The 24993-nt window shown below is 65.5% G+C and carries 23 protein-coding genes; 11 read left to right on the top strand and 12 right to left on the bottom strand.

Features of this window, described 5'->3' with window-relative positions:
• Nucleotides 1–48 precede the first annotated feature (48 nt).
• From ACVILL_RS11775 to ACVILL_RS11765, 3 genes are all read left to right on the top strand, one after another.
• Nucleotides 49–795: an SDR family oxidoreductase gene (locus ACVILL_RS11775; RefSeq protein WP_456729193.1), complete on the top strand. Its 747-nt coding sequence runs from the start codon at nucleotides 49–51 to the stop codon at nucleotides 793–795.
• 87 nt (nucleotides 796–882) lie between these two features.
• Nucleotides 883–2283 carry a dihydrolipoyl dehydrogenase gene (gene lpdA, locus ACVILL_RS11770; RefSeq protein WP_456729192.1) on the top strand — a complete coding sequence of 467 codons (1401 nt, stop codon included), beginning with the start codon at nucleotides 883–885 and terminating at the stop codon, nucleotides 2281–2283.
• Between the two features lie 135 nt (nucleotides 2284–2418).
• On the top strand, nucleotides 2419–2958 hold the full coding sequence (locus ACVILL_RS11765) for a hypothetical protein (protein ID WP_456729191.1): 540 nt from the start codon (nucleotides 2419–2421) through the stop codon (nucleotides 2956–2958).
• Nucleotides 2959–3102: 144 nt separating this feature from the next.
• On the opposite strand, the gene ACVILL_RS11760 is transcribed toward ACVILL_RS11765, so the two are convergent.
• Together ACVILL_RS11760 and ACVILL_RS11755 are read right to left on the bottom strand one after the other, a co-directional pair.
• Nucleotides 3103–3693 (bottom strand): DUF4337 domain-containing protein, encoded by a 591-nt coding sequence (locus tag ACVILL_RS11760; protein WP_456729190.1) that lies wholly within the window; start codon nucleotides 3691–3693, stop codon nucleotides 3103–3105.
• Nucleotides 3694–3839: 146 nt separating this feature from the next.
• A complete protein-coding gene (locus tag ACVILL_RS11755) occupies nucleotides 3840–4841 on the bottom strand; it encodes a tyrosine recombinase XerC (protein WP_456729189.1) in 1002 nt (333 codons plus the stop codon).
• A 132-nt stretch (nucleotides 4842–4973) separates the two neighbouring features.
• Between ACVILL_RS11755 and ACVILL_RS11750 the strand changes: the two genes are divergently transcribed.
• Nucleotides 4974–7184, top strand: a complete 2211-nt coding sequence (locus ACVILL_RS11750) for a primosomal protein N' (RefSeq protein ID WP_456729188.1) — start codon at nucleotides 4974–4976, stop codon at nucleotides 7182–7184.
• Between the two features lie 217 nt (nucleotides 7185–7401).
• Here the strand turns inward: ACVILL_RS11750 and ACVILL_RS11745 are convergent, their stop codons facing one another.
• Nucleotides 7402–7896 carry a septal ring lytic transglycosylase RlpA family protein gene (locus ACVILL_RS11745; protein WP_456729187.1) on the bottom strand — a complete coding sequence of 165 codons (495 nt, stop codon included), beginning with the start codon at nucleotides 7894–7896 and terminating at the stop codon, nucleotides 7402–7404.
• Between the two features lie 630 nt (nucleotides 7897–8526).
• Between ACVILL_RS11745 and ACVILL_RS11740 the strand changes: the two genes are divergently transcribed.
• The 7 genes from ACVILL_RS11740 to ACVILL_RS11710 all read left to right on the top strand — a co-directional run bounded on the left by ACVILL_RS11740 (nucleotide 8527) and on the right by ACVILL_RS11710 (nucleotide 16572).
• Nucleotides 8527–9087 carry a F0F1 ATP synthase subunit delta gene (locus tag ACVILL_RS11740; protein WP_456729186.1) on the top strand — a complete coding sequence of 187 codons (561 nt, stop codon included), beginning with the start codon at nucleotides 8527–8529 and terminating at the stop codon, nucleotides 9085–9087.
• On the top strand, nucleotides 9087–10616 hold the full coding sequence (gene atpA / locus ACVILL_RS11735) for a F0F1 ATP synthase subunit alpha (RefSeq protein ID WP_456729185.1): 1530 nt from the start codon (nucleotides 9087–9089) through the stop codon (nucleotides 10614–10616). The genes ACVILL_RS11740 and atpA overlap by 1 nt, the downstream gene beginning before the upstream one ends.
• Before the next feature lie 91 nt (nucleotides 10617–10707).
• Entirely contained in the window at nucleotides 10708–11586 is an 879-nt protein-coding gene (locus tag ACVILL_RS11730) for a F0F1 ATP synthase subunit gamma (RefSeq protein ID WP_456729184.1), read from the top strand.
• A 26-nt stretch (nucleotides 11587–11612) separates the two neighbouring features.
• Complete coding sequence (gene atpD / locus ACVILL_RS11725; protein ID WP_076864736.1) at nucleotides 11613–13055, top strand: F0F1 ATP synthase subunit beta; 1443 nt, start codon at nucleotides 11613–11615, stop codon at nucleotides 13053–13055.
• A gap of 114 nt (nucleotides 13056–13169) precedes the next feature.
• On the top strand, nucleotides 13170–13577 hold the full coding sequence (locus ACVILL_RS11720) for a F0F1 ATP synthase subunit epsilon (protein ID WP_456729183.1): 408 nt from the start codon (nucleotides 13170–13172) through the stop codon (nucleotides 13575–13577).
• A 205-nt stretch (nucleotides 13578–13782) separates the two neighbouring features.
• A complete protein-coding gene (locus ACVILL_RS11715) occupies nucleotides 13783–15453 on the top strand; it encodes an adenylate/guanylate cyclase domain-containing protein (RefSeq protein ID WP_456729182.1) in 1671 nt (556 codons plus the stop codon).
• Nucleotides 15454–15573: 120 nt separating this feature from the next.
• Complete coding sequence (locus ACVILL_RS11710) at nucleotides 15574–16572, top strand: helix-turn-helix transcriptional regulator (protein ID WP_456729181.1); 999 nt, start codon at nucleotides 15574–15576, stop codon at nucleotides 16570–16572.
• Between the two features lie 80 nt (nucleotides 16573–16652).
• On the opposite strand, the gene ACVILL_RS11705 is transcribed toward ACVILL_RS11710, so the two are convergent.
• The 9 genes from ACVILL_RS11705 to ACVILL_RS11665 all read right to left on the bottom strand — a co-directional run bounded on the left by ACVILL_RS11705 (nucleotide 16653) and on the right by ACVILL_RS11665 (nucleotide 24976).
• Entirely contained in the window at nucleotides 16653–17153 is a 501-nt protein-coding gene (locus ACVILL_RS11705) for an RNA pyrophosphohydrolase (protein ID WP_456729180.1), read from the bottom strand.
• A 21-nt stretch (nucleotides 17154–17174) separates the two neighbouring features.
• Nucleotides 17175–17678 carry an RNA pyrophosphohydrolase gene (locus ACVILL_RS11700; RefSeq protein ID WP_456729179.1) on the bottom strand — a complete coding sequence of 168 codons (504 nt, stop codon included), beginning with the start codon at nucleotides 17676–17678 and terminating at the stop codon, nucleotides 17175–17177.
• A 79-nt stretch (nucleotides 17679–17757) separates the two neighbouring features.
• Nucleotides 17758–18984 (bottom strand): divergent polysaccharide deacetylase family protein, encoded by a 1227-nt coding sequence (locus ACVILL_RS11695; protein WP_456729178.1) that lies wholly within the window; start codon nucleotides 18982–18984, stop codon nucleotides 17758–17760.
• A gap of 152 nt (nucleotides 18985–19136) precedes the next feature.
• On the bottom strand, nucleotides 19137–20507 hold the full coding sequence (locus ACVILL_RS11690; RefSeq protein WP_456729177.1) for a S41 family peptidase: 1371 nt from the start codon (nucleotides 20505–20507) through the stop codon (nucleotides 19137–19139).
• Nucleotides 20504–21868: a murein hydrolase activator EnvC family protein gene (locus tag ACVILL_RS11685; RefSeq protein ID WP_456729176.1), complete on the bottom strand. Its 1365-nt coding sequence runs from the start codon at nucleotides 21866–21868 to the stop codon at nucleotides 20504–20506. Before ACVILL_RS11685 ends, ACVILL_RS11690 begins: the two co-directional genes overlap by 4 nt.
• A gap of 58 nt (nucleotides 21869–21926) precedes the next feature.
• Nucleotides 21927–22409: a 23S rRNA (pseudouridine(1915)-N(3))-methyltransferase RlmH gene (gene rlmH, locus ACVILL_RS11680; RefSeq protein ID WP_456729175.1), complete on the bottom strand. Its 483-nt coding sequence runs from the start codon at nucleotides 22407–22409 to the stop codon at nucleotides 21927–21929.
• 50 nt (nucleotides 22410–22459) lie between these two features.
• Nucleotides 22460–22828, bottom strand: a complete 369-nt coding sequence (gene rsfS, locus ACVILL_RS11675; protein ID WP_456734246.1) for a ribosome silencing factor — start codon at nucleotides 22826–22828, stop codon at nucleotides 22460–22462.
• A gap of 186 nt (nucleotides 22829–23014) precedes the next feature.
• On the bottom strand, nucleotides 23015–23638 hold the full coding sequence (locus ACVILL_RS11670; protein WP_456734245.1) for a nicotinate-nucleotide adenylyltransferase: 624 nt from the start codon (nucleotides 23636–23638) through the stop codon (nucleotides 23015–23017).
• 45 nt (nucleotides 23639–23683) lie between these two features.
• Nucleotides 23684–24976, bottom strand: coding sequence for a glutamate-5-semialdehyde dehydrogenase (locus tag ACVILL_RS11665; RefSeq protein ID WP_456729174.1), 1293 nt, complete (start codon nucleotides 24974–24976; stop codon nucleotides 23684–23686).
• Nucleotides 24977–24993 lie beyond the last annotated feature (17 nt).

The raw sequence follows: 24993 nt of genomic DNA, 5'->3' as shown, positions 1-24993 counted from the left end.
ACAGGATTGAGCGGGCCTTTGTCGGATGAACTCGTGGAGATTGATGTGATGGACAAGGTTGTGATCGTCACCGGCGGTAGCCGCGGCATCGGCCGCGCCACCGCGCTCGCAGCCGCCGCGCGCGGCTACCGCATCGTGGTCGGCTACGCCACGAACCAGGCTGCGGCCAATGAAGTCGTCGCCGCGATCGAGGCCAAGAACGGCAAGGCGATCGCGGTGAAATGCGACGTCGGCAACGAGCAGGACATCCTGGCGCTGTTCAAGGCGGCGGACGGCTTCGGCATGCTCGGCGCGCTGGTCAACAATGCCGGCATCGTCGGCAAGAGCGGGGTGCGGGTCGACGAGATGTCGGCCGAGCGCATCCAGCAGATGATGGCGGTCAACGTCACCGGCAGCATCCTGTGCGCGCGCGAGGCGGTGAAGCGGATGTCGACCAGGCACGGCGGCCAGGGTGGCGTCATCGTCAACCTGTCCTCGGTCGCGGCGAAGCTCGGCGCGCCCAACACCTATGTCGACTATGCCGCCTCCAAGGGCGCGATCGATTCCTTCACGGTCGGCCTCGGCTACGAGGTCGCGAATGAAGGCATCCGTGTCGCCGGCATTCGTCCCGGCCTGATCGACACCGACATCCACGCCGCGGGCGGCGAGCCCGATCGCGCGCATCGTCTGGCCCATATGGTGCCGATGAAGCGCGTCGGCACCGCGGATGAAATCGCCAATGCCATCGTTTGGCTGATCTCGGACGAGGCATCCTACGTCACCAGCGCGATCCTCGACGTCTCGGGCGGTCGGTAAACATAAACCCAAGGAGCGGGTCCCGATCTGCCGATCAGGTCGGGGCCCGCCTCATTGTCACAGAACTTAGCTACAGGACCTTCCATCATGGCTTCTTACGATCTAGTCGTCATCGGCACCGGCCCGGGCGGATATGTCTGCGCGATCCGCGCGGCGCAACTCGGCATGAAGGTCGCCGTGGTCGAGAAGAACGCGACGCTGGGCGGCACCTGCCTCAATGTCGGCTGCATGCCGTCGAAGGCGCTGCTGCACGCCTCCGAGATGTTCGAGGAGGCGGGGCACTCCTTCGCCAAGATGGGCGTCAGCGTCCCGGCGCCGAAGCTCGACCTGCCGGCGATGATGAACTTCAAGCAGCAGGGCATCGACGGCAACGTCAAGGGCGTCGAGTTCCTGATGAAGAAGAACAAGATCGACGTGCTGAAGGGCACCGGAAAGATCCTCGGTGCCGGCAAGGTCGAGGTCTCCGGCGACGGCAAGACCGAGACCGTCGAGACCAGGAACATCGTGATCGCCACCGGCTCCGACATCGCGCGGCTGAAGGGCATCGACATCGACGAGAAGCGCATCGTGTCGTCGACCGGCGCGCTGTCGCTCGAGAAGGTGCCCGGCAGCCTGCTGATCGTCGGCGCAGGCGTAATCGGGCTCGAACTCGGCTCGGTCTGGCATCGCCTCGGCGCCAAGGTCACCGTGGTGGAATTCCTCGACCGCATCCTGCCCGGCATGGACGGCGAGGTGGCGAAGCAATTCCAGCGCATCCTGGAAAAGCAGGGTTTCGCCTTCAAGCTCGGCGCCAAGGTCACCTCGGTCGACACCTCGGGCAAGACACTGCAGGCCAAGGTCGAGCCGGCCGCCGGCGGCGCTGCGGAAACCATCGAAGCCGACGTCGTGCTCGTCTGCATCGGCCGCGTGCCCTACACCGAGGGGCTCGGGCTGAAGGAGGCCGGCGTCGCGCTCGACAATCGCGGCCGCGTCGAGATCGACGCGCACTTCTCGACCAATGTGAAGGGCATCTACGCGATCGGCGACGTCGTGGCCGGGCCGATGCTCGCGCACAAGGCGGAAGACGAGGGCGTCGCCTGCGCGGAGATCATCGCGGGCCAGGCCGGCCACGTGAACTACGACGTCATTCCAGGTGTTGTGTATACCACGCCAGAAGTGTCGTCGGTCGGCAAGACCGAGGAAGAGCTCAAGCAGGCGGGTGTGGCGTATACCGTCGGCAAATTCCCGTTCACTGCGAACGGCCGTTCCAAGGTCAACCAGACCACTGACGGCTTCGTGAAAGTTCTCGCAGATGCGAAGACCGACCGGGTGCTCGGCGTCCACATTGTCGGCGTTGAGGCCGGCGAAATGATCCATGAAGCCTGCGTTCTGATGGAATTCGGTGGTTCGGCCGAGGATCTGGCGCGCACCTGCCACGCCCATCCGACCCGTTCCGAGGCCATCAAGGAAGCAGCGCTTGCGGTGGGCAAACGCGCCATCCATATGTGATCGAACGTCCGGCGCGAGCCGGGCTGGAGCATGATCCGGAAAAGTGTGAAGCGGTTTTCCGAAGAGATCGTGCTCAAACAAGGAGCTGAGGCGCGATGATTCAACTCATTCTCATCGCGCGTTAGGATCATAGCGATGTTGCGCCGTCTGCTTCAGCCGTTCTGGGTCCTGCTTGCGATCATTTTTCTGATCGAGGCCTGGCTATGGGACCACCTCGAGCCGATCGTGGCGCGGGTGGTGGCGTGGATCCCGCTCCGCGCGCTCAAGCAATGGCTTGCCGACCGGGTCGACTCGCTATCGCCGGCGATGACGCTGATCGTGTTCGTCGTGCCGCTGATCCCGCTGTTCCCGCTCAAGCTGGTCGGGCTCTGGCTGCTGGCGAACCAGTACTGGTTCAGCGCGGTCTCGCTGATCCTGTTCGCCAAGTTCGTCGGCGTCGGCGTCACGGCCTTCCTGTTCGACGTGACGCGGTCGAAGCTGCTCGAGATGCCGTGGTTCGAGGCGCTCTATAATTTCGTCATGGCGCTGCGGGCCAAGGCCACCGAGCTGGTGGAGCCGGTCAAGCGGCGGATTCTCGAGATCATCCGCGGCGACGGCGACGGCTGGTCGGCGCGCACGCTGCGCCTGATCGCGCGCTTCCGCAAAAGCGTGCACGAGACCAGCAAGGTTCTTTAAGCGACGTCTTTACCTCCGTCATCCTGAGGAGCCGCGTAGCGGCGTCTCGAAGGATGCACGGCCCGGCAGGTGGCCGTCGACCCTTCGAGACGCGCGCCATGCGCGCTCCTCGGGGTGACGGTGAGAGGGCGAAGCTCTGCTTTCTCAATGCAGATGCAGCAAATGTGGCTGGAACAGGCCGAGCAACGTCATCACGACGCCGGCGAGCGTCACCAGGCCGGCCACCCAGGCCAGCGTGGCAATGCCCGTGATGATGGTCGCGGACGCCAGCACGATGGCGATCTGGAAGGCGGCGGAAGCGAGCTCGAAGTGATGATACTTCGCCGTGGCCTCGTCGCGCTCGTGCTCGGCGTGCTTGGCGCGTTCGGAGAGCTGCTCTGAACCCTCGCCGGTGTCCGGCTCCGAGCGGTAGCGTGCCGCAGTCTTCTGCCAGTCGTCGATCTGCTTCTGCAGCGCGGCCCTGGCCGCCTCGTCGGTGGTGGTCGCGAGGTTCAACTTGCCCTGTTCGGCGGCGGTCTGCACCGTGGTGCGGCGGATGCTCTTGGCCTGGAAGAACGCCCACAGGTTGGATGCCTCGACATTCTTGCTGATCGCTTCGGTCTGGGCGCCCTTGCCGAGCGTTTCCGACAGGGCCAGACACAGGGCGATCACGGCGATCAGGAGGGCGATCTTCTTGTTCTCACCCGATGCATGCTCGGCATGCTCCGCGTGCTCCATACTTTCATGTGCGCTCATGATTCCCCCTTCGGATGAAACCGCGCCACGATTGCCGAATGCAGCGCACAAGGCAAGGGCGGGCGGTCTGGGGTAGCCGCATGAAGATGAACGCAGCATGACGGCGGACCAAGGCCCGCGCCTCATTTCGAACTCAGGCCGGGCGTTCAGCCGCGGGGGTGCGCGGAGCGATAGACTTCGAGCAGGCGCTCGCTGTCGATGCCGGTGTAGATCTGCGTGGTCGACAACGACGCGTGGCCGAGCAACTCCTGGATCGCGCGCAGGTCGCCGCCGCGGCTCAAGAGATGCGTGGCGAAGGAGTGCCGCAACGCATGCGGCGTGGCGCTGTCGGGCAGGCCGAGCGCGCCGCGCAGCCGCTCCATGGTGAGCTGGATGATGCGCGGGCTCAGGGGGCCGCCGCGCGCACCCACGAACATCGGTCCGGTCGGGCCGAGCTGATGCGGGCAGATCGCCGCATAGTCCGCGATCAATTGCAGCACGTTGTGCAGCACCGGCACCATGCGGGTCTTGTTGCCCTTGCCGGTCACGACAAGCACGTCGCCTTCGCCCGGCTTCGGCACGTCGCGGCGCTTCAGCCCGAGCGCCTCGGAGATGCGCAGGCCCGATCCATAGAGCAGCGCCATGACGGCGGCATCACGCACCAGGATCCAGGTCTCGCGGGTCTCATCCGCGCGCTCGTCGGCGTCGGCAAAGCGCTTTGCCGCTTCCATATGGATCGGCTTCGGCAGGCTCTTCGCCACCTTGGGCGCACGGATCGCCGAGAGCGCGCCGACCTTGCCCTTGCCTTCGCGCTCCAGGAAGCGCCCGAACGAGCGCAGGCCCGCCAGCGCCCGCATCAGCGATCGGCCGCCGATCTCGTCGGCGCGGCGCATCGCCATGAAGGCTCTGACATCGCTCGCCTCGAGCTCGGAAAATGCCGCAAGCGTCACGCGCGCGCCCCAGTGTTCGGCCAGGAAGGCCAGGCATTGGCGCACATCGCGCGCGTAGGCCTCGAGCGTCTTCGGCGACAGCCGCCGCTCGGCGCGCAGATGCGACAGCCAGCGCGTCATCTCCTGCGTCACTGACGTGTCGGCGCAGTCGAGTTCGAGCGGTGGGATGGGCTGATCGGCCCGGGCCAAGTCTTGAACGACCAAGTCTTGAACGACCATGTCTTGAACGACCATGTCTTGAGGGCTGTTGGCGCTGCTAATCTCCTGATTATATCGCATTGCCTTCGTTTACCGTTCGCTAAGAGAGCGAAGCGGTGCTAGCCCGGTCAGGTTCAAAGCTCCTCTGATTCAATGGACCACGCCACGCGCCCCAGCCCAGCCCCCGCATCGACGACAGGCGTCGTCGACGTGCTGGTGCCTGTCGCGCTGAACCAGACCTATTCCTATCGCGTGCCGCGCGGCATGCAGCTTGCGCCGGGCGACGTGATCTCTGTCCCGCTCGGGCCGCGCGAGGTGGTCGCAGTGGTGTGGGCCGAGAATGCCAGGCCCGATCCGCGGCTGCACAACCGGCTCAAGGACGTCAGCGAGAAGCTCGATGTTCCCCCGCTCAAGACGGAGTTGCGCCAACTCGTCGACTGGGTGTCCAACTACACGCTGTCGGCGCGCGGCATGGTGCTGCGGATGACGCTGCGGATGGGCGAGAACCTCGGGCCGGAGCGGACCCGTCTCGGGGTGCGCCTGGTCGGCGAGCCGCCGCGGCGGCTGACGCCGGCGCGCCGGCGTCTGATCGAGGTGCTGTCGGACCGCTTGCTGCACGGCAAGTCGGATGCGGCACGGGAGGCCGGCGTCAGTTCCGGCGTGATCGACGGCCTGGTCGACGAGGGCACGCTGACGGTCGAGGCGATGCCGCCGCCGGCCGCGCCGCCGTCTCCCGATCCCGCCTATGCGCAGCCGGATTTCTCGCGCGAGCAGCGGAGCGCGGTCGATGTGATGCGCACGCTGGCGGCAAGCGGCAGCTTTCACGTCGCGCTGCTCGACGGCGTCACCGGTTCCGGCAAGACCGAGGTCTATTTCGAGGCGATCGCCGAGAATATCCGCCGCGGCAAGCAGACCCTGATCCTGATGCCGGAGATCGCGCTGACCGGCCAGTTCCTCGACCGTTTCGCGCAGCGCTTCGGCGCGCGGCCGCTGGAATGGCATTCGGAGCTGACGCCGCGTACGCGGGCGCGGAACTGGGCCGCGATATCAGAGGGCAAGGCGCCCGTCGTGGTCGGCGCCCGCTCGGCGCTGTTCCTGCCCTATGCCGATCTCGGCCTGATCATCGTCGATGAGGAGCACGACCAGGCCTACAAGCAGGACGACGGCGCGCATTATCACGCGCGCGACATGGCGGTGGTCCGCGCCCATATCGCCAAGATTCCGATCGTGCTGGCGTCGGCCACGCCGTCGGTCGAGAGCGAGGTCAATGCGCGCAAGGGGCGCTACCAGCGCGTCGCGCTGCCGTCGCGGTTCGGCGGCCAGCATATGCCGCATATCGAGGCGATCGACATGCGCCGCGCACCGCCGCCGCGCGGGCGCTTCATCTCGCCGGTTCTGGCCGAGCAGATCCGTCATGCGATCGAACGCCGCGAGCAGGCGCTATTGTTCCTCAACCGCCGCGGCTATGCGCCGCTGACGCTGTGTCGCGCCTGCGGCCACCGCTTTGCCTGCACGATCTGCGACGCGTGGCTGGTCGACCATCGGTTCCGCCAGCGGCTGGTCTGCCATCACTGCGGCTTCTCGATGCCGCGCCCGAACATCTGCCCGCATTGCGCGGCCGAGGAATCGCTGGTTGCGGTCGGCCCCGGCGTCGAGCGCCTCCAGGAGGAGGCCGCACAGATCTTTCCCGAGGCCCGCACCATGGTGCTGTCGAGCGATCTCATCACCTCGATCGAGACCATGCGCAGCGAGCTCAACGAGATCGCCGAGGGCCGCGTCGACATCATCATCGGCACCCAGCTGGTGGCGAAGGGACACAACTTCCCGCGGCTCAATCTGGTCGGTGTCATCGACGCCGATCTCGGCCTGAGCAACGGCGATCCGCGCGCCGCCGAGCGCACGTTCCAGCTCTTGAACCAGGTGGTCGGACGTGCCGGGCGCGAGCAGGGCCGTGGCGTCGGCTATCTGCAGACCCACCAGCCCGAGCATCCTGTCATCAAGGCCCTGATCGCGAACGACCGCGAGGCGTTCTACGCCAGCGAGATCGAGATCCGCGAGCGCACCGGCTATCCGCCGTTCGGTCGGCTGGCGAGCCTGATCGTCTCCGCCGGCGACCGTCCGACGGCGGAAGGCTTTGCCCGCAAGCTCGCCGCGGTGGCGCCGCTCGATGAACGGATCCAGGTGCTCGGCCCCGCCGAGGCGCCGCTTGCCGTCATTAAAGGCCGCTACCGGTTCCGCCTGCTGGTGAAGTCGCTGCGCAATGTCGACCTGTCGCAATATCTGCGCGAATGGCTCGAGGCGGGTCCCAAGACCAAGGGCAATCTGAAGCTCGAGGTCGACGTCGATCCGCAGAGCTTCTTGTAAATGCGCCGTCGTCATTCCGGGATGGTCCGAAGGACCAGACCTCAGGTGCGCAATTGCGCACCGGGGAATCTCGAGATTCCGGGTTCGATGCTGCGCATCGCCCCGGAATGACGGGAGAAAGAGGCAAAGAAAAAGCCTGCCGTCATTTGCGACGGCAGGCCTTTTGGCGCGAAGCAGGCCTCGCGGCCGATACGCAACGCAACGCTTACTGAACGCGTTAGGAGATCACCTCGGCGGTGACGCGGCCGACGCCGGCACCGGTCAGGCCGATGGCGCGGGCTGCGCCGGTGGAGAGGTCGAGCACGCGGCCACGGATGAACGGGCCACGATCGTTGATGGTGACGACGACGCTGCGGCCGCCATGGGTGACGCGGAGCCTGGTGCCGAACGGCAGCGAGCGGTGAGCCGCGGTCATGGCGTTCTGGTTGAAGCGCTGGCCGGAAGCGGTGCGGCTGCCCGATTCATTGCCGTAGAAGGAGGCCATCCCCGCGAACGAGTGGCCGCCGCCGGACGGCTGGATCGATGCATTGGCGTCGCGCCAGGAGGAACCTTCGGCGCGGGCGTGGTGATGATGGTGGTGGCGATGATGGTGATGCCTGGACTTCGCGGACGCCTCCGTCACGCTGCCCCCGACCAGGATAGTTGCGGCTACAAACGCAAGCGCCGTACGCGAGCGGGTGACGTTGCCCGCCGCTTTCTTGATATTCAGCATTGATAAGACCCTCAGACAGTATTGCCACTAACGTGGCAAGTGGAACCCCCGTCCCTTCGTTGACGAAGGCCGTTTGGTTTCCCAATGAGGCACGAATTGGGCAGTAAATCCCGATTGTCTCCGGCTGAAATATCTTGTTACCGCTTTAGGGTATTCGACCGAGGTTCCGTAACCTTGCTCATTAACCAGTTTTTAACCGATATTATACTTGCAAATACTGATTATCTGCTCAGGGGTAAGTTTTCGGTAAGTAATCGCCAAATGAAACCGCGAGGCATCCGAAGTTCCCTGCGCGCTCGGCCATGGGCCCATGCAAATTTCGATGGAACAAAATCGCGGGACGCGAATCGGGGCTGGCTGAGCCGGACTTCCACGCGCCGAATTTTTCCGATTCGGGTGCCGGCTGCGGTCGCGAAAAGGCGCATGCGACAAGGCGGCTCTCACGATGCCGTCATGTTGCACCTGCGCGATTGCTATGTTAGCAAAGCCGCGATTTTAACGGTCCCGGCACGTCCTGTGCCGGTCGAAAATCGAAGTCCCGCTTGAATTCCAAGGGCTTGGATCGCTAGGCGCTGCTTTGGTGGCGACGGTTTTTCCCTTGTGAATTTGACAGCAAAAAAGAGCGAGCACGTGGCTGCTGAAGATCCGTCCGTTTCGGGAGTTTCCGGTCGTTATGCAACGGCCCTGTTCGAGTTGGCGCGCGACGAAAAATCCGTCGATCAAGTCAGGGCCGACCTCGAAAAATTCGAGGCCATGCTCAACGAGAGCGCCGATCTCAAGCGCCTCGTTCGCAGCCCGGTGTTTGCCGCGGAGGCCCAGCTCAAGGCGCTGACCGCGGTGCTCGACAAGGCCGGTATCTCCGGCACGTCGGCAAAGTTTCTCAAGGTGCTCACCGCCAACCGCCGGCTGTTCGCCATTTCCGATGTGATCCGCGCCTATCGCGCGCTGGTGGCGAAGTTCAAGGGCGAGGCGACTGCGGAAGTCACCGTCGCCGAGCAGCTCAATGACAAGAATCTCGACGCGCTGAAGGCCGCACTGAAATCAGTGACGGGCAAGGACGTCGCGCTCAACGTGAAGGTCGATCCCTCCATTATTGGTGGCCTGGTGGTCAAGCTCGGCAGCCGCATGGTGGATAGTTCGCTTCGCACCAAACTCAATTCGATCAAGAACGCGATGAAAGAGGCAGGCTGATGGACATCCGCGCCGCAGAAATTTCTGCGATCCTCAAGGACCAGATCAAGAATTTCGGCCAGGAAGCCGAGGTGACCGAAGTTGGCCAGGTGCTGTCGGTCGGTGACGGTATCGCCCGCGTCTACGGTCTCGACAACGTTCAGGCCGGTGAAATGGTCGAGTTCGAGAACGGCACGCGCGGCATGGCGCTCAACCTCGAAACCGATAACGTCGGCGTCGTGATCTTCGGCGCCGACCGCGAGATCAAGGAAGGCCAGACCGTCAAGCGCACCCGCGCCATCGTGGACGCGCCGGTCGGCAAGGGCCTGCTCGGCCGCGTCGTCGACGCGCTCGGCAACCCGATCGACGGCAAGGGCCCGATCCAGGCCACCGAGCGCAAGCGCGTCGACGTCAAGGCGCCCGGCATCATTCCGCGCAAGTCGGTGAATGAGCCGATGGCCACCGGCCTCAAGGCGATCGATGCGCTGATCCCGATCGGCCGCGGCCAGCGCGAGCTGATCATCGGCGACCGCCAGACCGGCAAGACCGCGATCGCGCTCGACACCATCCTGAACCAGAAGCCGCTCAACGCCCAGCCGGACGAGAGCCAGAAGCTGTACTGCGTCTACGTCGCGGTCGGTCAGAAGCGCTCCACGGTTGCGCAGTTCGTCAAGGTGCTCGAAGAGCAGGGCGCGCTCGAATACTCGATCGTCGTCGCGGCGACCGCGTCCGACCCGGCGCCGATGCAGTACATCGCGCCGTTCACCGGCTGCACGATGGGCGAATACTTCCGCGACAACGGCATGCACGCCGTGATCATCTATGACGATCTGTCCAAGCAGGCCGTCGCCTACCGCCAGATGTCGCTGCTGCTGCGCCGCCCGCCGGGCCGCGAAGCCTATCCGGGCGACGTGTTCTACCTGCACTCCCGCCTGCTCGAGCGCGCCGCCAAGCTGGGCAAGGACCATGGTTTGGGCTCGCTGACGGCGCTGCCGGTCATCGAAACCCAGGCCAACGACGTGTCGGCCTACATCCCGACCAACGTGATTTCGATCACCGACGGCCAGATCTTCCTGGAAACCGACCTGTTCTTCCAGGGCATCCGTCCCGCGGTGAACGTCGGTCTGTCGGTGTCGCGCGTCGGTTCGTCGGCGCAGACCAAGGCCACCAAGAAGGTCGCCGGCAAGATCAAGGGCGAGCTCGCGCAGTACCGCGAAATGGCGGCGTTCGCGCAGTTCGGCTCCGACCTCGACGCCTCGACCCAGCGCCTGCTGAACCGCGGTTCGCGCCTTACCGAGCTCCTGAAGCAGCCGCAGTTCTCGCCGCTGAAGATGGAAGAGCAGGTCTGCGTGATCTGGGCCGGCACCAACGGCTATCTCGACGCGCTGCCGCTCAACAAGGTGAAGGCGTTCGAGGATGGCCTGTTGTCGCTGCTGCGCGGCAAGCATGTCGACATCCTCAACGCGATCCGCGACAGCCGCGATCTGTCCGATGACAGTGCCGCCAAGCTGAAGTCGGCGGTCGATAGCTTCGCCAAGACGTTTGCATAACGAATGGGGCGTCGCCCGGCTCGCCGCCGGGCGTGACGAACGGAGGCTTGCGATCTGACCATTGTGGTCGGATCGCCGGGGTGAACGAAGAATGGCGTCACTAAAAGACATGCGGGTCCGCATCGCCTCGACCAAGGCGACGCAGAAGATCACCAAGGCCATGCAGATGGTCGCAGCCTCCAAGCTGCGCCGCGCGCAGAACGCCGCCGAAGCGGCGCGGCCCTATGCCACCAAGATGGATGCGGTGATTTCCAACATCGCAGCCGCGGCCAATGGCACGCCCGGCGCGCCAGCGCTGCTCGCCGGCACCGGCAACGACCAGGTCCACCTGCTGCTGGTGTGCACCGGCGAGCGCGGCCTGTCCGGTGCGTTCAACTCGGCCATCGTGCGCCTGGCGCGCGAGCGGGCCCAGTCGCTGCTGGCGCAGGGCAAGGACGTGAAGTTCTTCTGCGTCGGCCGCAAGGGCTACGAGCAGCTGCGGCGGACCTTCGAGAAGCGGATTGTCGAGCATCTCGACCTGCGTTCGGTGCGGCAGATCGGCTTCGTCAACGCCGAGGACATCGCCAACAAGGTGCTGGCGCGGTTCGAGGCCGGCGAGTTCGATGTCTGCACGCTGTTCTATTCGCGCTTCCAGTCGGTGATCGCGCAGATCCCGACCGCGCAGCAGATCATCCCGCTCGAGGTTGCCGCGCCCGCGGCAGGTGCTGCTCCCGCGACGTCGTATGAATACGAGCCTGAGGAAGACCAGATTCTCGGCAGCCTGCTGCCACGCAACCTCGCGGTGCAGGTCTTCCGCGCGCTGCTGGAAAACAACGCCTCGTTCTACGGCGCACAAATGAGCGCGATGGACAGCGCGACGCGCAACGCAGGCGAAATGATCCGCAAGCAAACCCTGATTTACAACCGGACCCGCCAGGCCCAGATCACGAAGGAGCTGATCGAGATCATCTCCGGCGCTGAGGCGGTCTAAGGCAGATTTTCGAAGGAGAACAATCCATGGCTACAGCAGCCAATCCGATCGGTCGCGTTACCCAGGTCACGGGCGCCGTGGTCGACGTGCAGTTCGAAGGCCACCTTCCCGCGATTCTGAATGCGCTCGAGACCAAGAACGGCGGCAACCGCCTGGTGCTCGAAGTCGCGCAGCATCTCGGTGAATCGACCGTCCGTACCATCGCGATGGACATCACCGAAGGTCTGGTCCGCGGCCAGGAAGTGACCGACACCGGCGAGCCGATCCGCGTTCCGGTCGGCGAAGGCACGCTCGGCCGCATCATCAACGTCATCGGCGAGCCGATCGACGAAGCCGGCCCGATCAAGGCCGAAGGCGTCCGCGCCATCCATCAGGAAGCGCCGACCTACACCGATCAGTCCACCGAAGCGGAAATTCTCGTCACCGGCATCAAGGTCGTCGATCTGCTGGCTCCGTACGCCAAGGGCGGCAAGATCGGCCTGTTCGGCGGCGCCGGCGTCGGCAAGACCGTGCTGATTCAGGAGCTGATCAACAACGTCGCGAAGGCGCACGGCGGTTACTCCGTGTTCGCCGGCGTCGGCGAGCGCACCCGCGAAGGCAACGACCTCTATCACGAGTTCATCGAATCGAAGGTCAACGCCGATCCGCACAATCCGGATCCGAGCGTGAAGTCGAAGTGCGCGCTGGTGTTCGGCCAGATGAACGAGCCGCCGGGCGCTCGCGCCCGCGTCGGCCTGACCGGTCTGACGGTCGCCGAGCACTTCCGCGACCAGGGCCAGGACGTGCTGTTCTTCGTCGACAACATCTTCCGCTTCACCCAGGCGGGTTCGGAAGTGTCGGCGCTGCTCGGCCGTATTCCTTCGGCCGTGGGTTATCAGCCGACGCTCGCGACCGACATGGGCGCGCTGCAGGAACGCATCACCACCACGCAGAAGGGCTCGATCACCTCGGTGCAGGCGATCTACGTGCCGGCCGACGACTTGACCGACCCGGCGCCCGCCACCTCGTTCGCGCACTTGGACGCCACCACGGTGCTGTCGCGCGCGATCTCGGAAAAGGGCATCTATCCGGCGGTGGACCCGCTCGACTCGACCTCGCGCATGCTGTCGGCGCTGGTTGTCGGTGAAGAGCACTACAACACCGCGCGCCTCGTCCAGCAGATCCTGCAGCGCTACAAGTCGCTGCAGGACATCATCGCCATTCTCGGCATGGACGAACTGTCGGAAGAGGACAAGCTGACGGTGGCCCGCGCCCGCAAGGTCGAGCGCTTCCTGTCGCAGCCGTTCCACGTCGCCGAAATCTTCACCGGCTCGCCGGGCAAGTTCGTCGACCTCGCCGACACCATCAAGGGCTTCCGCGATCTCTGCCAGGGCAAGTACGACCATCTGCCGGAAGCGGCGTTCTACATGGTCGGCACCATCGAAGAAGCCGTCGAGAAGGGCAAGAAGCTCGCCGCCGAGGCGGCCTGAGCTGCGGGATGTCGTCGTCGCCGGACTCGATCCGGCGATCCATCGCGAGAATTATTTTGACTGATGGACCCGCGGGTCGAGCCCGCGGGTGACAGCGCAAAGAACGGAAAGACCATGACCACCTTCCACTTCGATCTCGTCTCTCCCGAAAAGCTCGCCTTCTCCGGCGAGGTCGATCAGGTTGACGTCCCCGGCGTGGAGGGTGATTTCGGTGTGCTTGCCGGACACGCTCCGGTCGTCGCCACGGTTCGTCCGGGTATCCTGACGATCACGGTTGCCGGCAAGCGCGACAAGGTGATCGTGCTCGGCGGTCTCGCCGAGGTGTCGGACAAGGGCCTCACCGTGCTCGCCGACGTCGCGACCACGATCGCCGAACTCGACCGCGCGAAGTTCGCGGAGACCATCAAGGAGATGGAAGAGAAGCTGGCCGAGAAGGAGGGCTCCGAGCTTGATCACGCGATCGAGCGGCTCGACCACTTCAAGAGCATCCAGCACGAGCTCAACACCACGGCTATGCACTAAGGCGCGGTTGCTGACCAGCGATCGCGCCGTTGCGCCGGGTGACCCGGCTCGCTCTGTGAAATCGCTCACATCCTTCCAGTCCCGGTCGATCGTGACTTGATCAATTCAACGTCCGCCGCACCCCGGCAGGCGCTGAATGCTTGTTGCGCCCGCGAGCGTCTGGCGGCATTCTCCCCGGCATATTTGAGTTCCGGGGCTGGTGCTCATGAAGCGCAAGATCGCAGCGATCTTTGCCGCCGATATTGCAGGCTATAGTCGATTGGTTGCCGAGGATGAGGAAGAGACGCTGCGGCGGCTCGCCTCCTACCGGCAGGTTACCGACGATTTCATTGCAAAGGGCGGCGGCCGTATCTTCAACACCGCGGGCGATGCGGTGCTCGCGGAATTTCCCAGCGCCGTCGAAGCCGTGCGCTGCGCGATCGACATCCAGGAAAGCCTGCGTACGCGCAACATGGCCTATCCGCCGAGCCGGCAGATGGCGTTCCGGATCGGCATCACCATCGGCGATGTGGTCGAGCGCGATGGCGATCTGCTTGGTGACGGCGTCAATATCGCAGCCCGGCTCGAGGGCCTCGCCGAGGTCGGCGGCATCTGCGTGTCGCGCGCGGTGCATGAGCAGGTCGCCAACAAGCTGTCGGTGCAGTTCGCCGACATCGGCGCGCAGGAAGTGAAGAACATCCCGACCCCCGTGCACGCCTACATGGTGGCGATGCGGCGCGAGGACGGCACCTACGCGATGCCGCAGGTCAAGAAGCCGATCAAGGCAGCACCGGCGGGTGCGCCGGCCTGGATGTGGCCCGCTGCCGTCACTCTGGTGCTGCTCGCCGCGATCGGCGTCGGCGGCTTCCTGTATTACACCAAGCTGGAAACGTCAGCGACGAAGCCTGCTTCCATGGCGAGCAACGCGCCGGCATCCACGCCCCTGGCATCGCCTTCGCCGGTACCATTGATCGCGCCGTCGCCGCCGGCATCGACGGTGCCGTCTGCCCCAGCGAACCCCGCGCCGACATTGGCCGCGCCGGCGTCCCCTCCGCCGCCTTCGACTGCCTCAGGCGACAAGCTCGCGACCGACATCATTCCCTTCGTCAGCGACCGTACCCGCAGCGTGCTCGCGACCGAATATGTGCCCGCAAGCGATGCCAAGGCGATCGCGCTCAACATCAACGGCTTCGTCGGATGGACCGTGGCGCAGCCAAGCGCGGAGGCGGCGAAGACCGCGGCGCTCGAGCAATGTCAGAAGCGCGCCGACAACGCCGGCTCGCCGCGCAAGTGCGAGCTGTACGCCGTCGGCAATGCGATCGTGTATGCCCATGGCCAGCCGCCGGTGCCGCCCTTGCCGTGGGTCAGGCGCGACGTGCTGGTCGAGAAGCCGTACGCCACCAGGGACGTTCCGCTGCTGCGCGATGCGGCCAGGGCCCGGCTCGACAGCCTGTTCGTGCCGGGCCGCAAGACGCGAACCATCGCGCTCGGTCCGGGCGGCCACTACTTCTTCAATGCAGGCATCGATTCGCTCGAGGAATCGGCGCGGCGCAACCTGCAGGCCTGCGGCGCGGTCGCGGGCGTGCCCTGCACGATCGTCGCGGTCGACGATGTCTTCGTGGTGCCGATCCCGGCGACGTTGCGCGTGACGGGCTTCCTCAGGGCCGCGGACAGCTCGGTCATCACGCCGGCTGAGCGGGCCGACGTCGCGCGCAAGCTTGCCGATGCGACGGCAGGCTGGAATGCGGTCGCGGTCGGGACACAGGGACGGCCGGGACTGGGATTGAAGGCGGAGAACGAGCAGAACGCGATCAATGCCGCGCTGGGAGAGTGCGCCAGGCGCGACAGCGATTGTCATGTGATCGCGATCGGTCCGTTCACGGTCGGCCCGAACTAGGATCTGGAAGATGTGAAGCAGCTTACAGCCGGGATCGTGCACAAATGACAATCTGCCGCGCGATGACGAATTGGCCCAACCGCATCGCGATTTTACTTTGGACGTAACGGACGGAATATTGTGCTGACTTTCTCCACCGATGCTCTCCGCCCGCAGGACCGTTTTGAGCACTGGTGCGACGTGCGCGGCAAAAGCCTGTTCGGAGTGACCATCGAGCTCGAGCGCAACAAGCGGCCCGATTTCCGCGGACGCTTTTCGGCGACCCCGGTGGGCGACGCGGTGCTGGCGCAAATGTCGGCGTCCTCCTATCGCGTCAGCCGGACGTCATCCGACATTGAGCGCGTTCCGAGCAACAGCCTGCATCTCGCCTGGCAGGTGCGCGGCCCGGGCCACATGAATATCGGCCGCGACCGCGTCCAGTTCGTGCGCAACGGCGACCTGGTGTTCGGCCATTCCAATCTTCCGTTTGCGTCGACGCCGGAACGGACCGACGGCTTTGACTTCTTCAGCCTCAAGATTCCAGTCACCAGCGAGCTCGTGCTCGGCGCGCGGACCGAGGACGTGCCGCCGGTGGCGCTGGCGCGCGATGCGGGGCTGACCCGGCTTGTCGGCGCCATGTATCGCTCGATGACGCGCGATCCGGCGCAAGCCGGGCAGTTCGCTGGCGCAGTCACTCATATGGTGCGCCTGGCGCTGCTTGCGCGCGGGCGCCTGCGGCCGCGCCAGGATGAGATCCGCGCCGCGCTGCGCGCGGGCTATCTCCACGCTGCGCGCGAAATTCTGCTGCGCGATCTGCATCGTGCCTCGCTCACGCCGGCCGCGGTCGCAACCGAGCTCGGCATCTCGCTCCGGCAATTGCATGCGCTGTTCGAGCCGACCGGTCTGTCGTTCGCGCGGACGCTGACGGCAACGAGGCTGAGGCTGGCGAGGCAGCTGCTGTATTCCATGCAGGAGCGCGGCATCGACGAGATCGCGTTCGCGTGCGGCTTCGACAGCATCGCGACCTTCTATCGCGTGTTCCGCGCGAGCTACGGCATGACGCCGGGCGATGCGCGGCGCATCCCGTCGCCAGAGCGGGATGACGTTGCTTCGAATCGTCATCCAGCCCTGGCTCTTTGATTCGAGCATGGTCTCCGCGCAAACGCCTTGCGTTTGTCGCGGCGAAAAACCGCTACACACTTTTCCGGACCATGCTCGGATCAGCCGGCGAATTCCGCGAAGTGGGCCGCGACCGCGCGATAGACGTCGCGACGGAACGGCACCACGAGGTCGGCGACGCGGTCGAGGCGCTCCCAGCGCCATTGATCGAACTCCGCGGGCTGGCCGTTGCGCGGCGTCAACGGATCGATCTCCTCGTCGCGCCCGGTGAAGCGCAGCGCAAACCATTTCTGCCGCTGGCCGCGGAATTTGGCCAGCCGGTGCGATGCCGGTCCGTCATAGGCGGGGAAATCGTAGGTCATCCAGCCGGTCTCGCCGAGATAGTCGGCGCTGACCGCCCCGGTCTCTTCCCACAATTCGCGCATCACGGCCTGGCGCGGATCCTCACCCGCATCGATGCCGCCTTGCGGCATCTGCCATTCGAGGCCGGGCAGCACGATCTCCGGACCGTCGTCCTTGATCCGGTGGCCGATCAGCACGCGTCCTTCGCTGTTGAACAGCGCGATGCCCACATTGGGGCGGTAGGGCTTATCTGATGACATCTCGATGGATACGTCGTGGGTCTACTTGGCCGCCAGACCGGCGAACTCTTTCACGACGCGCTCATAGACCGGACGCTTGAACGGCACAATCAGCTCCGGCAGATTCTTCATCGGCTCCCAGCGCCAGGTGATGAACTCGGCCTTGTGGCCGCCGCCGGGGTTGGCGACGTTGATCTCTTTCTCGTCGCCGGTGAAGCGCAGCGCGAACCATTTTTGCCGCTGGCCGCGATAGCGTCCCTTCCAGGCGCGGCCGGCGACGGTGCGCGGGATATCATAGATCAGCCAGTCCGAGACCTCGCCGAGCTTCTCCACCGATTTGATGCTGGTCTCTTCATAGAGCTCGCGCCGGGCGGCCTGAAACGTATCCTCGCCGGGATCGACGCCGCCTTGCGGCATCTGCCAGACATGGGCGTCGTCGACATGCTCGATGCCGCCCGCGCGGCGTCCGATGAAGACCAGCCCCGCCGCATTCAGCAGCATGATGCCGACGCAGGTTCGATAGGGCAGGTCTTCATAACGTGCCATGCTGCCGCTACCTCGCATTTCCCGATGCCGTCCGACCCGGCCCCCCGGCAAGGTCGAAGCTGCACCAACAGATTGATCTCTAGCCCGATTTTGATTTCAGCATCGCGGTTGTCAATGGCACAAGCATAATGCCCTTGGAGTCCAGTGTCTTGAGCCAGGCGCCGAGCCGCTCGATCGAGACCGGCAGCGCCGAGGCGACGCCGACGGCGGTGCCGCGTTCCTTGGCGATGGTTTCCAGCTTGACCAGCGCGCGGTCGATCTCCGCCGAGGTCGGCACCGCGTCGATGGCGAAATCGGCCCTGGCGAACGGCAGCGACTGGCCCGCGGACAGGGTCTGCGCGACGCTGCGCGGGGTGGAACCGTCGTCGAAATAGCTCAGGCCGCGCTTGGCCGCTTCGCGCACGATGGGCTGCATCACGAGGTCGGTCGCGACGAACCGGGCGCCCATGAAATTGGCGATCCCGGCATAGCCCTGCAGGCGGCTCAGGTGCCAATAGAGCCGGTCGAGGTTCTGCTCGCCGCTCAGCGTGGTCAGCAGGGTCTGCGGGCCGGGATCGTTGTCCGGATAGTCGAACGGCTCCATCGGGATCTGCAGCAGGATCTCGTGGCGCTGCGTCCTTGCGCGTTCCGCCAGCTTGCCGGGGTCGGCGCCATAGGGCGTGAAGGCCAGCGTCACGGCCGGCGGCAGCTTCATGATGGCGTCGGCGGTCTTGGCGGCGCCGACGCCGAGGCCGGCGACCACGATGGCGACCACGGGCATCCGGGCCGCCTTGGCGCGGTCGGCCTCGGCCGCATAGACCGTGAACGGCTTCAGGCCGTCGGCGACTGCCGGGATCATGCCGTAGCGCGACTTCTCCAGCAGGCGCGGGTCGATCCCGGACATCGCCAGCGGCGCCGCCTCGCCATCCGCCTTGTCGGCCGGATCGCCGGCGCCGATCACCACGTCCTGGCGCTTGCCGCTGGAGCCGTCGATGATCGTGACGGTCTTGGCGTCGTTCTTGGCGTCGCTCTTGGTCTCGGCCGGCGCCTTGGCGGCGGATTTGACCGCCGGTTCGGCGGCCTGGCCGGCCGGAGCGTGCTTGTCGTCGGCGGCTGCGGGCGGGAGATTACGGAGGGTGATGCGCGCAATCGGCTCGCCGCCGAGCGGATTGTCGTTGAACAGCGCGATGCCGGCGAAGCCGACCAGCACCAGTCCCAGCACCACGGCGAGCGCCTGCATCGCCGTAAACGGCAGGCGGAAACGGCGTGCCCTGCCCACGGTCTTCTGACCAAGCGGCGTGCTCAGTTCGTCGGCCGCCTCTGCCATGCCCCTCCCCGAATCAACAGCGCGAACGATAGCACGATGCGGTGCATTTCCCGCGCGCCGGCCTCCCCGTCAAAGCACGGTTACGGGTGGACACCGAATGCAGAAAGGGCGGCCCGAGGGCCGCCCTGTTCGCCGAATCGATTTGGTTGGATTCAGTTCGCGGCCTTGTTGCCGGGCTTGTCGACCGCCGCCTTGTCGCCGGGGGCTGCCTGCGCCGGGGGCGCGCTCGAGGTCGACTTGATGCCGTGCAGCAGGTCGTCGGCCATCTTCAGCGCCTTGTCGTCCTTGGCGTCCGGCGGGACGTAGGACTGCGAGCCGGTCTTCTCGTCGCCATCGTTCGTCTTCAGATGGCCGCGCAGTGAAGCCTCGCCCTTGGTGTCGGTGCGCGCCTTCAGCTCGTCCGGCACGTCCTGCAGCACCTCGATATCGGGTACGATGCCCTTGGCCTGGATCGACTTGCCGGACGGCGTGTAGTAGCGCGCGGTGGTCAGGCGCAGCGCGCCGTTGCCCGAGCCGAGCGGGATGATGGTCTGCACCGAGCCCTTGCCGAACGAGCGGGTGCCGACCAGCGTCGCCCGCTTGTGGTCCTGCAGCGCGCCGGCGACGATCTCGGAGGCCGAGGCCGAGCCGCCGTTGACCAGCACGATGACCGGCTTGCCCTTGGCGAGATCGCCCGGATGGGCAGCGCGGCGCTGGGTTTCCTCGGCATTGCGGCCGCGGGTCGAGACGATCTCGCCACGCTCCAGGAAGGAGTCGGACACGGTGACCGCCTCTTCGAGCAGGCCGCCGGGGTTGTTCCTGAGGTCGATGATATAGCCCTTCAGCTTGTCGCCGATCTGGCCCTGCAGATTGGCCATCTCCTTCTTCAGGCCTTCGGTGGTCTGCTCGTTGAAGGTGGTGATGCGGATATAGGCGATGTCGTCGGCCTCGACGCGGGCGCGCACCGAGCGGACGCGGATGTTGTCGCGCACCAGCGTGACGTCGATCGGATTGTCCTGGCCCTTGCGGATGATCTTGAGCTTGATCTTGGTGTTGACCGGACCGCGCATCTTCTCGACGGCCTGGTTCAGCGTCAGGCCCTGCACCGCCTCGTCGTCGAGCGTGGTGATGATGTCGTTGGCCATGATGCCGGCCTTCGAGGCCGGAGTGTCGTCGATCGGCGAAACCACCTTGATCAGGCCGTCTTCCATCGTGACCTCGATGCCGAGGCCGCCGAACTCGCCGCGGGTCTGCACCTGCATGTCGCGGAAGCTCTTGGCATCCATGTAGCTCGAATGCGGGTCGAGGCCAGACAGCATGCCCGAGATCGCGGATTCGACCAGCTTGGAGTCGTCGGGCTTTTCGACGTAATCGCTGCGCACGCGCTCGAACACGTCGCCGAACAGATTGAGCTGGCGGTAGGTGTCCGACGTCGCGGCGCGCGCGCTCGATCCCATCAGCACAGCGCGGGGCTGCGTGACGAAAAGCGTCAGGGCCGCGCCGGTGGCGGCGCTAAGGAGAATTACCGAAGTCTTGCGCATCATCCGCGAACCTTTTCGCCTTCATTTGCGGCCCACCATGGACCTGGATCGATTGGAGTGCCGTCTTTCCGGAACTCGACATAGAGCACTGGCTGGCTCGCATTTGTCGCGAGAATGGATGCAACTTGGGACGTCGACCCCATGGTCGCAACCGGCTCCCCCGTAAGTACAAACTGGCCGATGTTTACCGAAATACGCTCCATCCCGGCGATCAGGACATGATACCCGCCCCCGGCATTGAGGATCAAGAGTTGTCCATAGCTGCGGAAAGGACCAGCGTAAACAACCCAGCCGTCACACGGGGTTGTGACCTGCGCGCCGGGCTTGGCTGCCAAAGAAATGCCCTTTTGTAGGCCCCCCGCGCCGTCGGAACCGCCAAACTCGCGAATCTTGGTGCCATTCACGGGATAGGAGAACAGGCCCTTGGCCGAGGCGAAGGCGACCGCCGGGCTCATGCGGGCCGGGTCCTTCAGAGCCCCCAGATTCGGCTTGCCGTTAACCGTCGCCGGCGCCCCCTGGAGGCTGGCCGTGGCGGCGGCCTTGGCCGCGCTCTTGAGGTCCTGCTCCATCTTGGCGATCAGGCTCTGCAGATTGTCGGCCTGCTTCGACAGGGCGATGGCGCGGGCGCCTTCGGCCTCCATGTCCTTTTCCGCCGCGCTCTGCTGCCGCTGGCGCTCATCGACCAGTGCCGCCAGCCGGGTCTGGTCCTCCCTGAGCTTGTCGCGGTCGGCCGCCAGCGCGTCGCGCTCGGTCGAGATGGTCTTGCGCAGCGCGACCAGTTCGCCGAGGTCGGCCGCAAGCCTCTCGGCGCGGACGCGCAGTTCCGGCACCACGGCGCCGAGCAGCATCGCGGTGCGCAGCGATTGCAGCGCGTCCTCGGGCCGCACCAGCAGCGCCGGCGGAGTACGCCGTCCGGCGCGTTGCAGCGCAGCCAGCACCTCGATCACTTCGGAACGCCGTGAATCGAGCGAGCTGCGGATTTCGCGCTCGCGCCCGTCGAGCGGCTGCAAGCGCGCTTCGGCGTCGGCGATCCGCGTCTCGACGCCGCGCACCTGGCCGGCAATGTCGATCAGCTGCTGATTGAGCTTGCTGCGGTCCTGGCCGATCGCGGCGATATCGGCCTTCAGCTTCTCCTGCAGCTCGGTCGCCTTGCGCTGCTGCTCGCGCGCGGCCTCGAGCTCCTGCTCGCGCTGCTTGATGGCGTCGGGTGAGGTCTCCGCCGCGGCGGCCTGCTGTGCCGGCGGCGCGGATTGTTGCGCCGGCGGCGTCGCCTGCGCATGCGCCGATGCCAGCGGGAAGGCGGCGAACAGCGCGATCGACAACGGCAGCCCGCGGCGGCGCGCAGTGCCGGGATTCGAAGACATGTTCCGCTTGTGCTGCATTCGCGTGCGTTCAGCGCTTTCGCCGGTCCGTCGTCGCGCCTCAGGCGCGATGATAGGGATGGCCGGCCAAAATGGTTGCGGCCCGATAAATCTGTTCCAGAAGCATGACGCGGACCATTTGATGTGGCCAGGTCGCCGAGCCGAATGCAATTCGCAACGAAGCCTTGCGCTGCAATTCTGGCGAAAGTCCGTCCGCGCCGCCGATCACGAAGACTGTATGTGCTGTTCCCTCGTCGCGCCAGCGGCCGAGCTGCTGCGCGAAGCTTGCGCTGTCGATGCTCTTGCCGCGTTCGTCGAGCGCGACCAGCGCGTGCCTTTCAGGCAGGAGCGCCGAGATCGCCGCGGCCTCTTCGGCGATGCGTGCGGATGCGTCGCGCGCGCGGCTTTCCGCGATCTCATGAATCTCGATGCCGCGAAATCCGAGCTTGCGGCCGGCATCCTCAAAGCGCTCGCGGTAGCGTTCCGCGAGCTCCCGTTCAGGGCCCTGTTTCAGACGGCCGATGCAGATGACGACGACGCGCATCAACGCAGACTAGCTGCGCTGCAGCCGATTCGCATCGGCTTCGGTACCCTTTAGACCGCCGCGACCGCCGGGTTCTGAGTCCACAACCGTTCGAGATTGTAGAACTCGCGCACCTCAGGCCTGAACACGTGCACGATCACATCGCCGGAATCGATCAACACCCAGTCGCAGTTGGTTAGACCCTCGACGTGGATGCTCGTGACCCCGTTTTCCTTGAGGCCCTTCGTGACATTGTCCGCGATCGCGCCAACGTGCCGGTTCACCCGGCCGGTGGTGATGATCATGTAGTCGGAATATGCGGATTTGCCGCGAAGGTCGATGGTGACCGTTTCTTCCGCCTTCATATCCTCGAGGCGGGAGAGGATCAGGCTCAGCGTCTTGTTGGCATCCGGTTTGTCGGCATCCGGTTGTGCCTGCAAGGCCGCGGTTTTCGTCGATGTTTTACGCGCAGTCTTTGGAACCTTGGGTAAAACAGACTTGGACAATACAGATGTGGCCAGGGACCATTCCTTTCACTGTATCGCGGGTGCCGAATCCTCGGCCCCACGCACCATACTACGCATGTGGGGTTAATGGTTTCAATATTCCAGTAACCCTTTTGCGCTTCACACCGTCCTCCAGCTCCCGTCCGGGTTCCGCAGTCCGGTCGAAGACAAATTGGATTTCATTCCTGTCAGGAACACCCAGGCCGGCGCCTGCTGGTCGGCCAGCCGTGTAGCCTGATTTTCGGGCATGCGATAGCGCGCGAGCGCCTGCGCCGCCGGTGCGGCAAGGGCGCGGAAGCTTTGGGGCGGTCGGTCGATCACGGCAATCGGCACATCGGACGCGATGCGCCGCCAATCTTTCCAGCGATGAAATTGCGCGAGATTGTCAGCGCCCATGATCCAGACGAAGTGCACGCCGGAGACACGGCGGCGCAAGTGGATGATCGTGTCGACAGTGTAGCGGGTACCGATGACAGCTTCGAGACAGCTGATGTCGATGCGCGGATCGTCGGCAACGCGGCGCGCGGCCTCGGCGCGCTCGGCGAGCGCGTGCAAGCCATCGTGGTTCTTCAGCGGATTGCCCGGCGTCAGCAGCCACCACACGCGATCGAGCTGCAGGCGCTTCAGCGCGAACTGGCTGATGGCGCGATGCGCGGCGTGCGGCGGGTTGAACGAGCCGCCGAGCAGCCCGATGCGCATGCCGTTGGTATAGAACGGCAGCGCCTGGGCTGCGGATAACGACACGGGCGAGGCTTGCTGCAAGGGTCTACCGTGCGCGTGCGACAATGATCACGGCCGCGTCTGCCCGGTGCCGTGGACGCGGTATTTGAAGCTCGTCAGCTGCTCGGCACCGACCGGGCCGCGGGCGTGGAATTTGCCGGTGGCGATTCCGATCTCCGCGCCGAAGCCGAACTCGCCGCCATCGGCGAACTGGGTCGAGGCGTTGTGCAGCACGATCGCCGAATCGACCTCGTTGAGAAATCTTTGCGCGGCAGCCGTATCCTCCGTCACGATCGCATCGGTGTGATGCGAGCCGTGATTCTGAATATGTGCAATCGCTTCATCGAGGCCGTCGACGATCTTCGCCGAGATGATCGCGTCCTCATATTCGGTGTTCCAGTCCTCGTCGGACGCGGGCTTCACCCGGGCATCGGCGCCTTGCACGATGTCGTCGCCGCGCACTTCGCAACCGGCCTCGATCAACATCGCGACCAGCGGCCTCAGCTTCGTCGCGGCAGCATCGCGATCGATCAGCAGCGTCTCGACCGCGCCGCAGACGCCCGGACGACGCATCTTGGCGTTGAGCACGACCGACTTGGCCATGTCGAGCTTTGCGCTGGCATCGACATAAATGTGGTTGACGCCCTCGAGATGCGCGAACACCGGAACGCGCGCCTCCGCCTCGACGCGCCCGACCAGGCTCTTGCCGCCGCGCGGCACGATCACGTCGATGCCGCCGTTCAATCCCGTCAGCATCAGGCCGACGGCCGCACGATCGCGCGTCGGCACCAGCGTGATGGCGGCTTCCGGCAGGCCGGCTTCGCGCAGGCCCTGCACCAGGCACTCATGAATCGCGCGGCAGGAGCGGAAGCTGTCGGAGCCGCCGCGCAGGATCACGGCGTTGCCCGCCTTCAGGCACAGCACGCCGGCATCGGCGGCGACATTGGGACGGCTCTCGAAGATCACGCCGATCACGCCGAGCGGCACCCGCACGCGTTCGATCGTCATGCCGTTCGGACGCTGCCAGCTTTCGGTGACGGCGCCGACCGGATCGACGATCTCGCGCACGGTCGCGACGCCATCGGCCATGCCGTCGACGCGCGCCTGCGTCAGTGTCAGGCGGTCGACGAAGGCAGCGGTCATGCCGCCCGCGCGCGCTTCGGCGACGTCCTCGGCATTGGCGGCGAGAATGGCCGGCGCGTTGGCGCGGATCGCGCGTTCGATCGCCGCGAGCGCCCGGTTCTTCTGCTCCGGCGGCGCCAGCGCCAGCACGCGCGCGGCGGCGCACGCCTTGGCGGCGAGGTCGGTCATCAGGGCGGTGAGATCGGCGTTGCCGTCGATCGCCTTCAGGGGCGCGCTCATGGAAGTCCCAGCTTTGG

Source organism: Bradyrhizobium sp. USDA 3364 (assembly GCF_054056355.1).
Note: the sequence above shows the minus strand (reverse complement) of the source record. Positions and strands in the feature narration are given on the sequence as shown.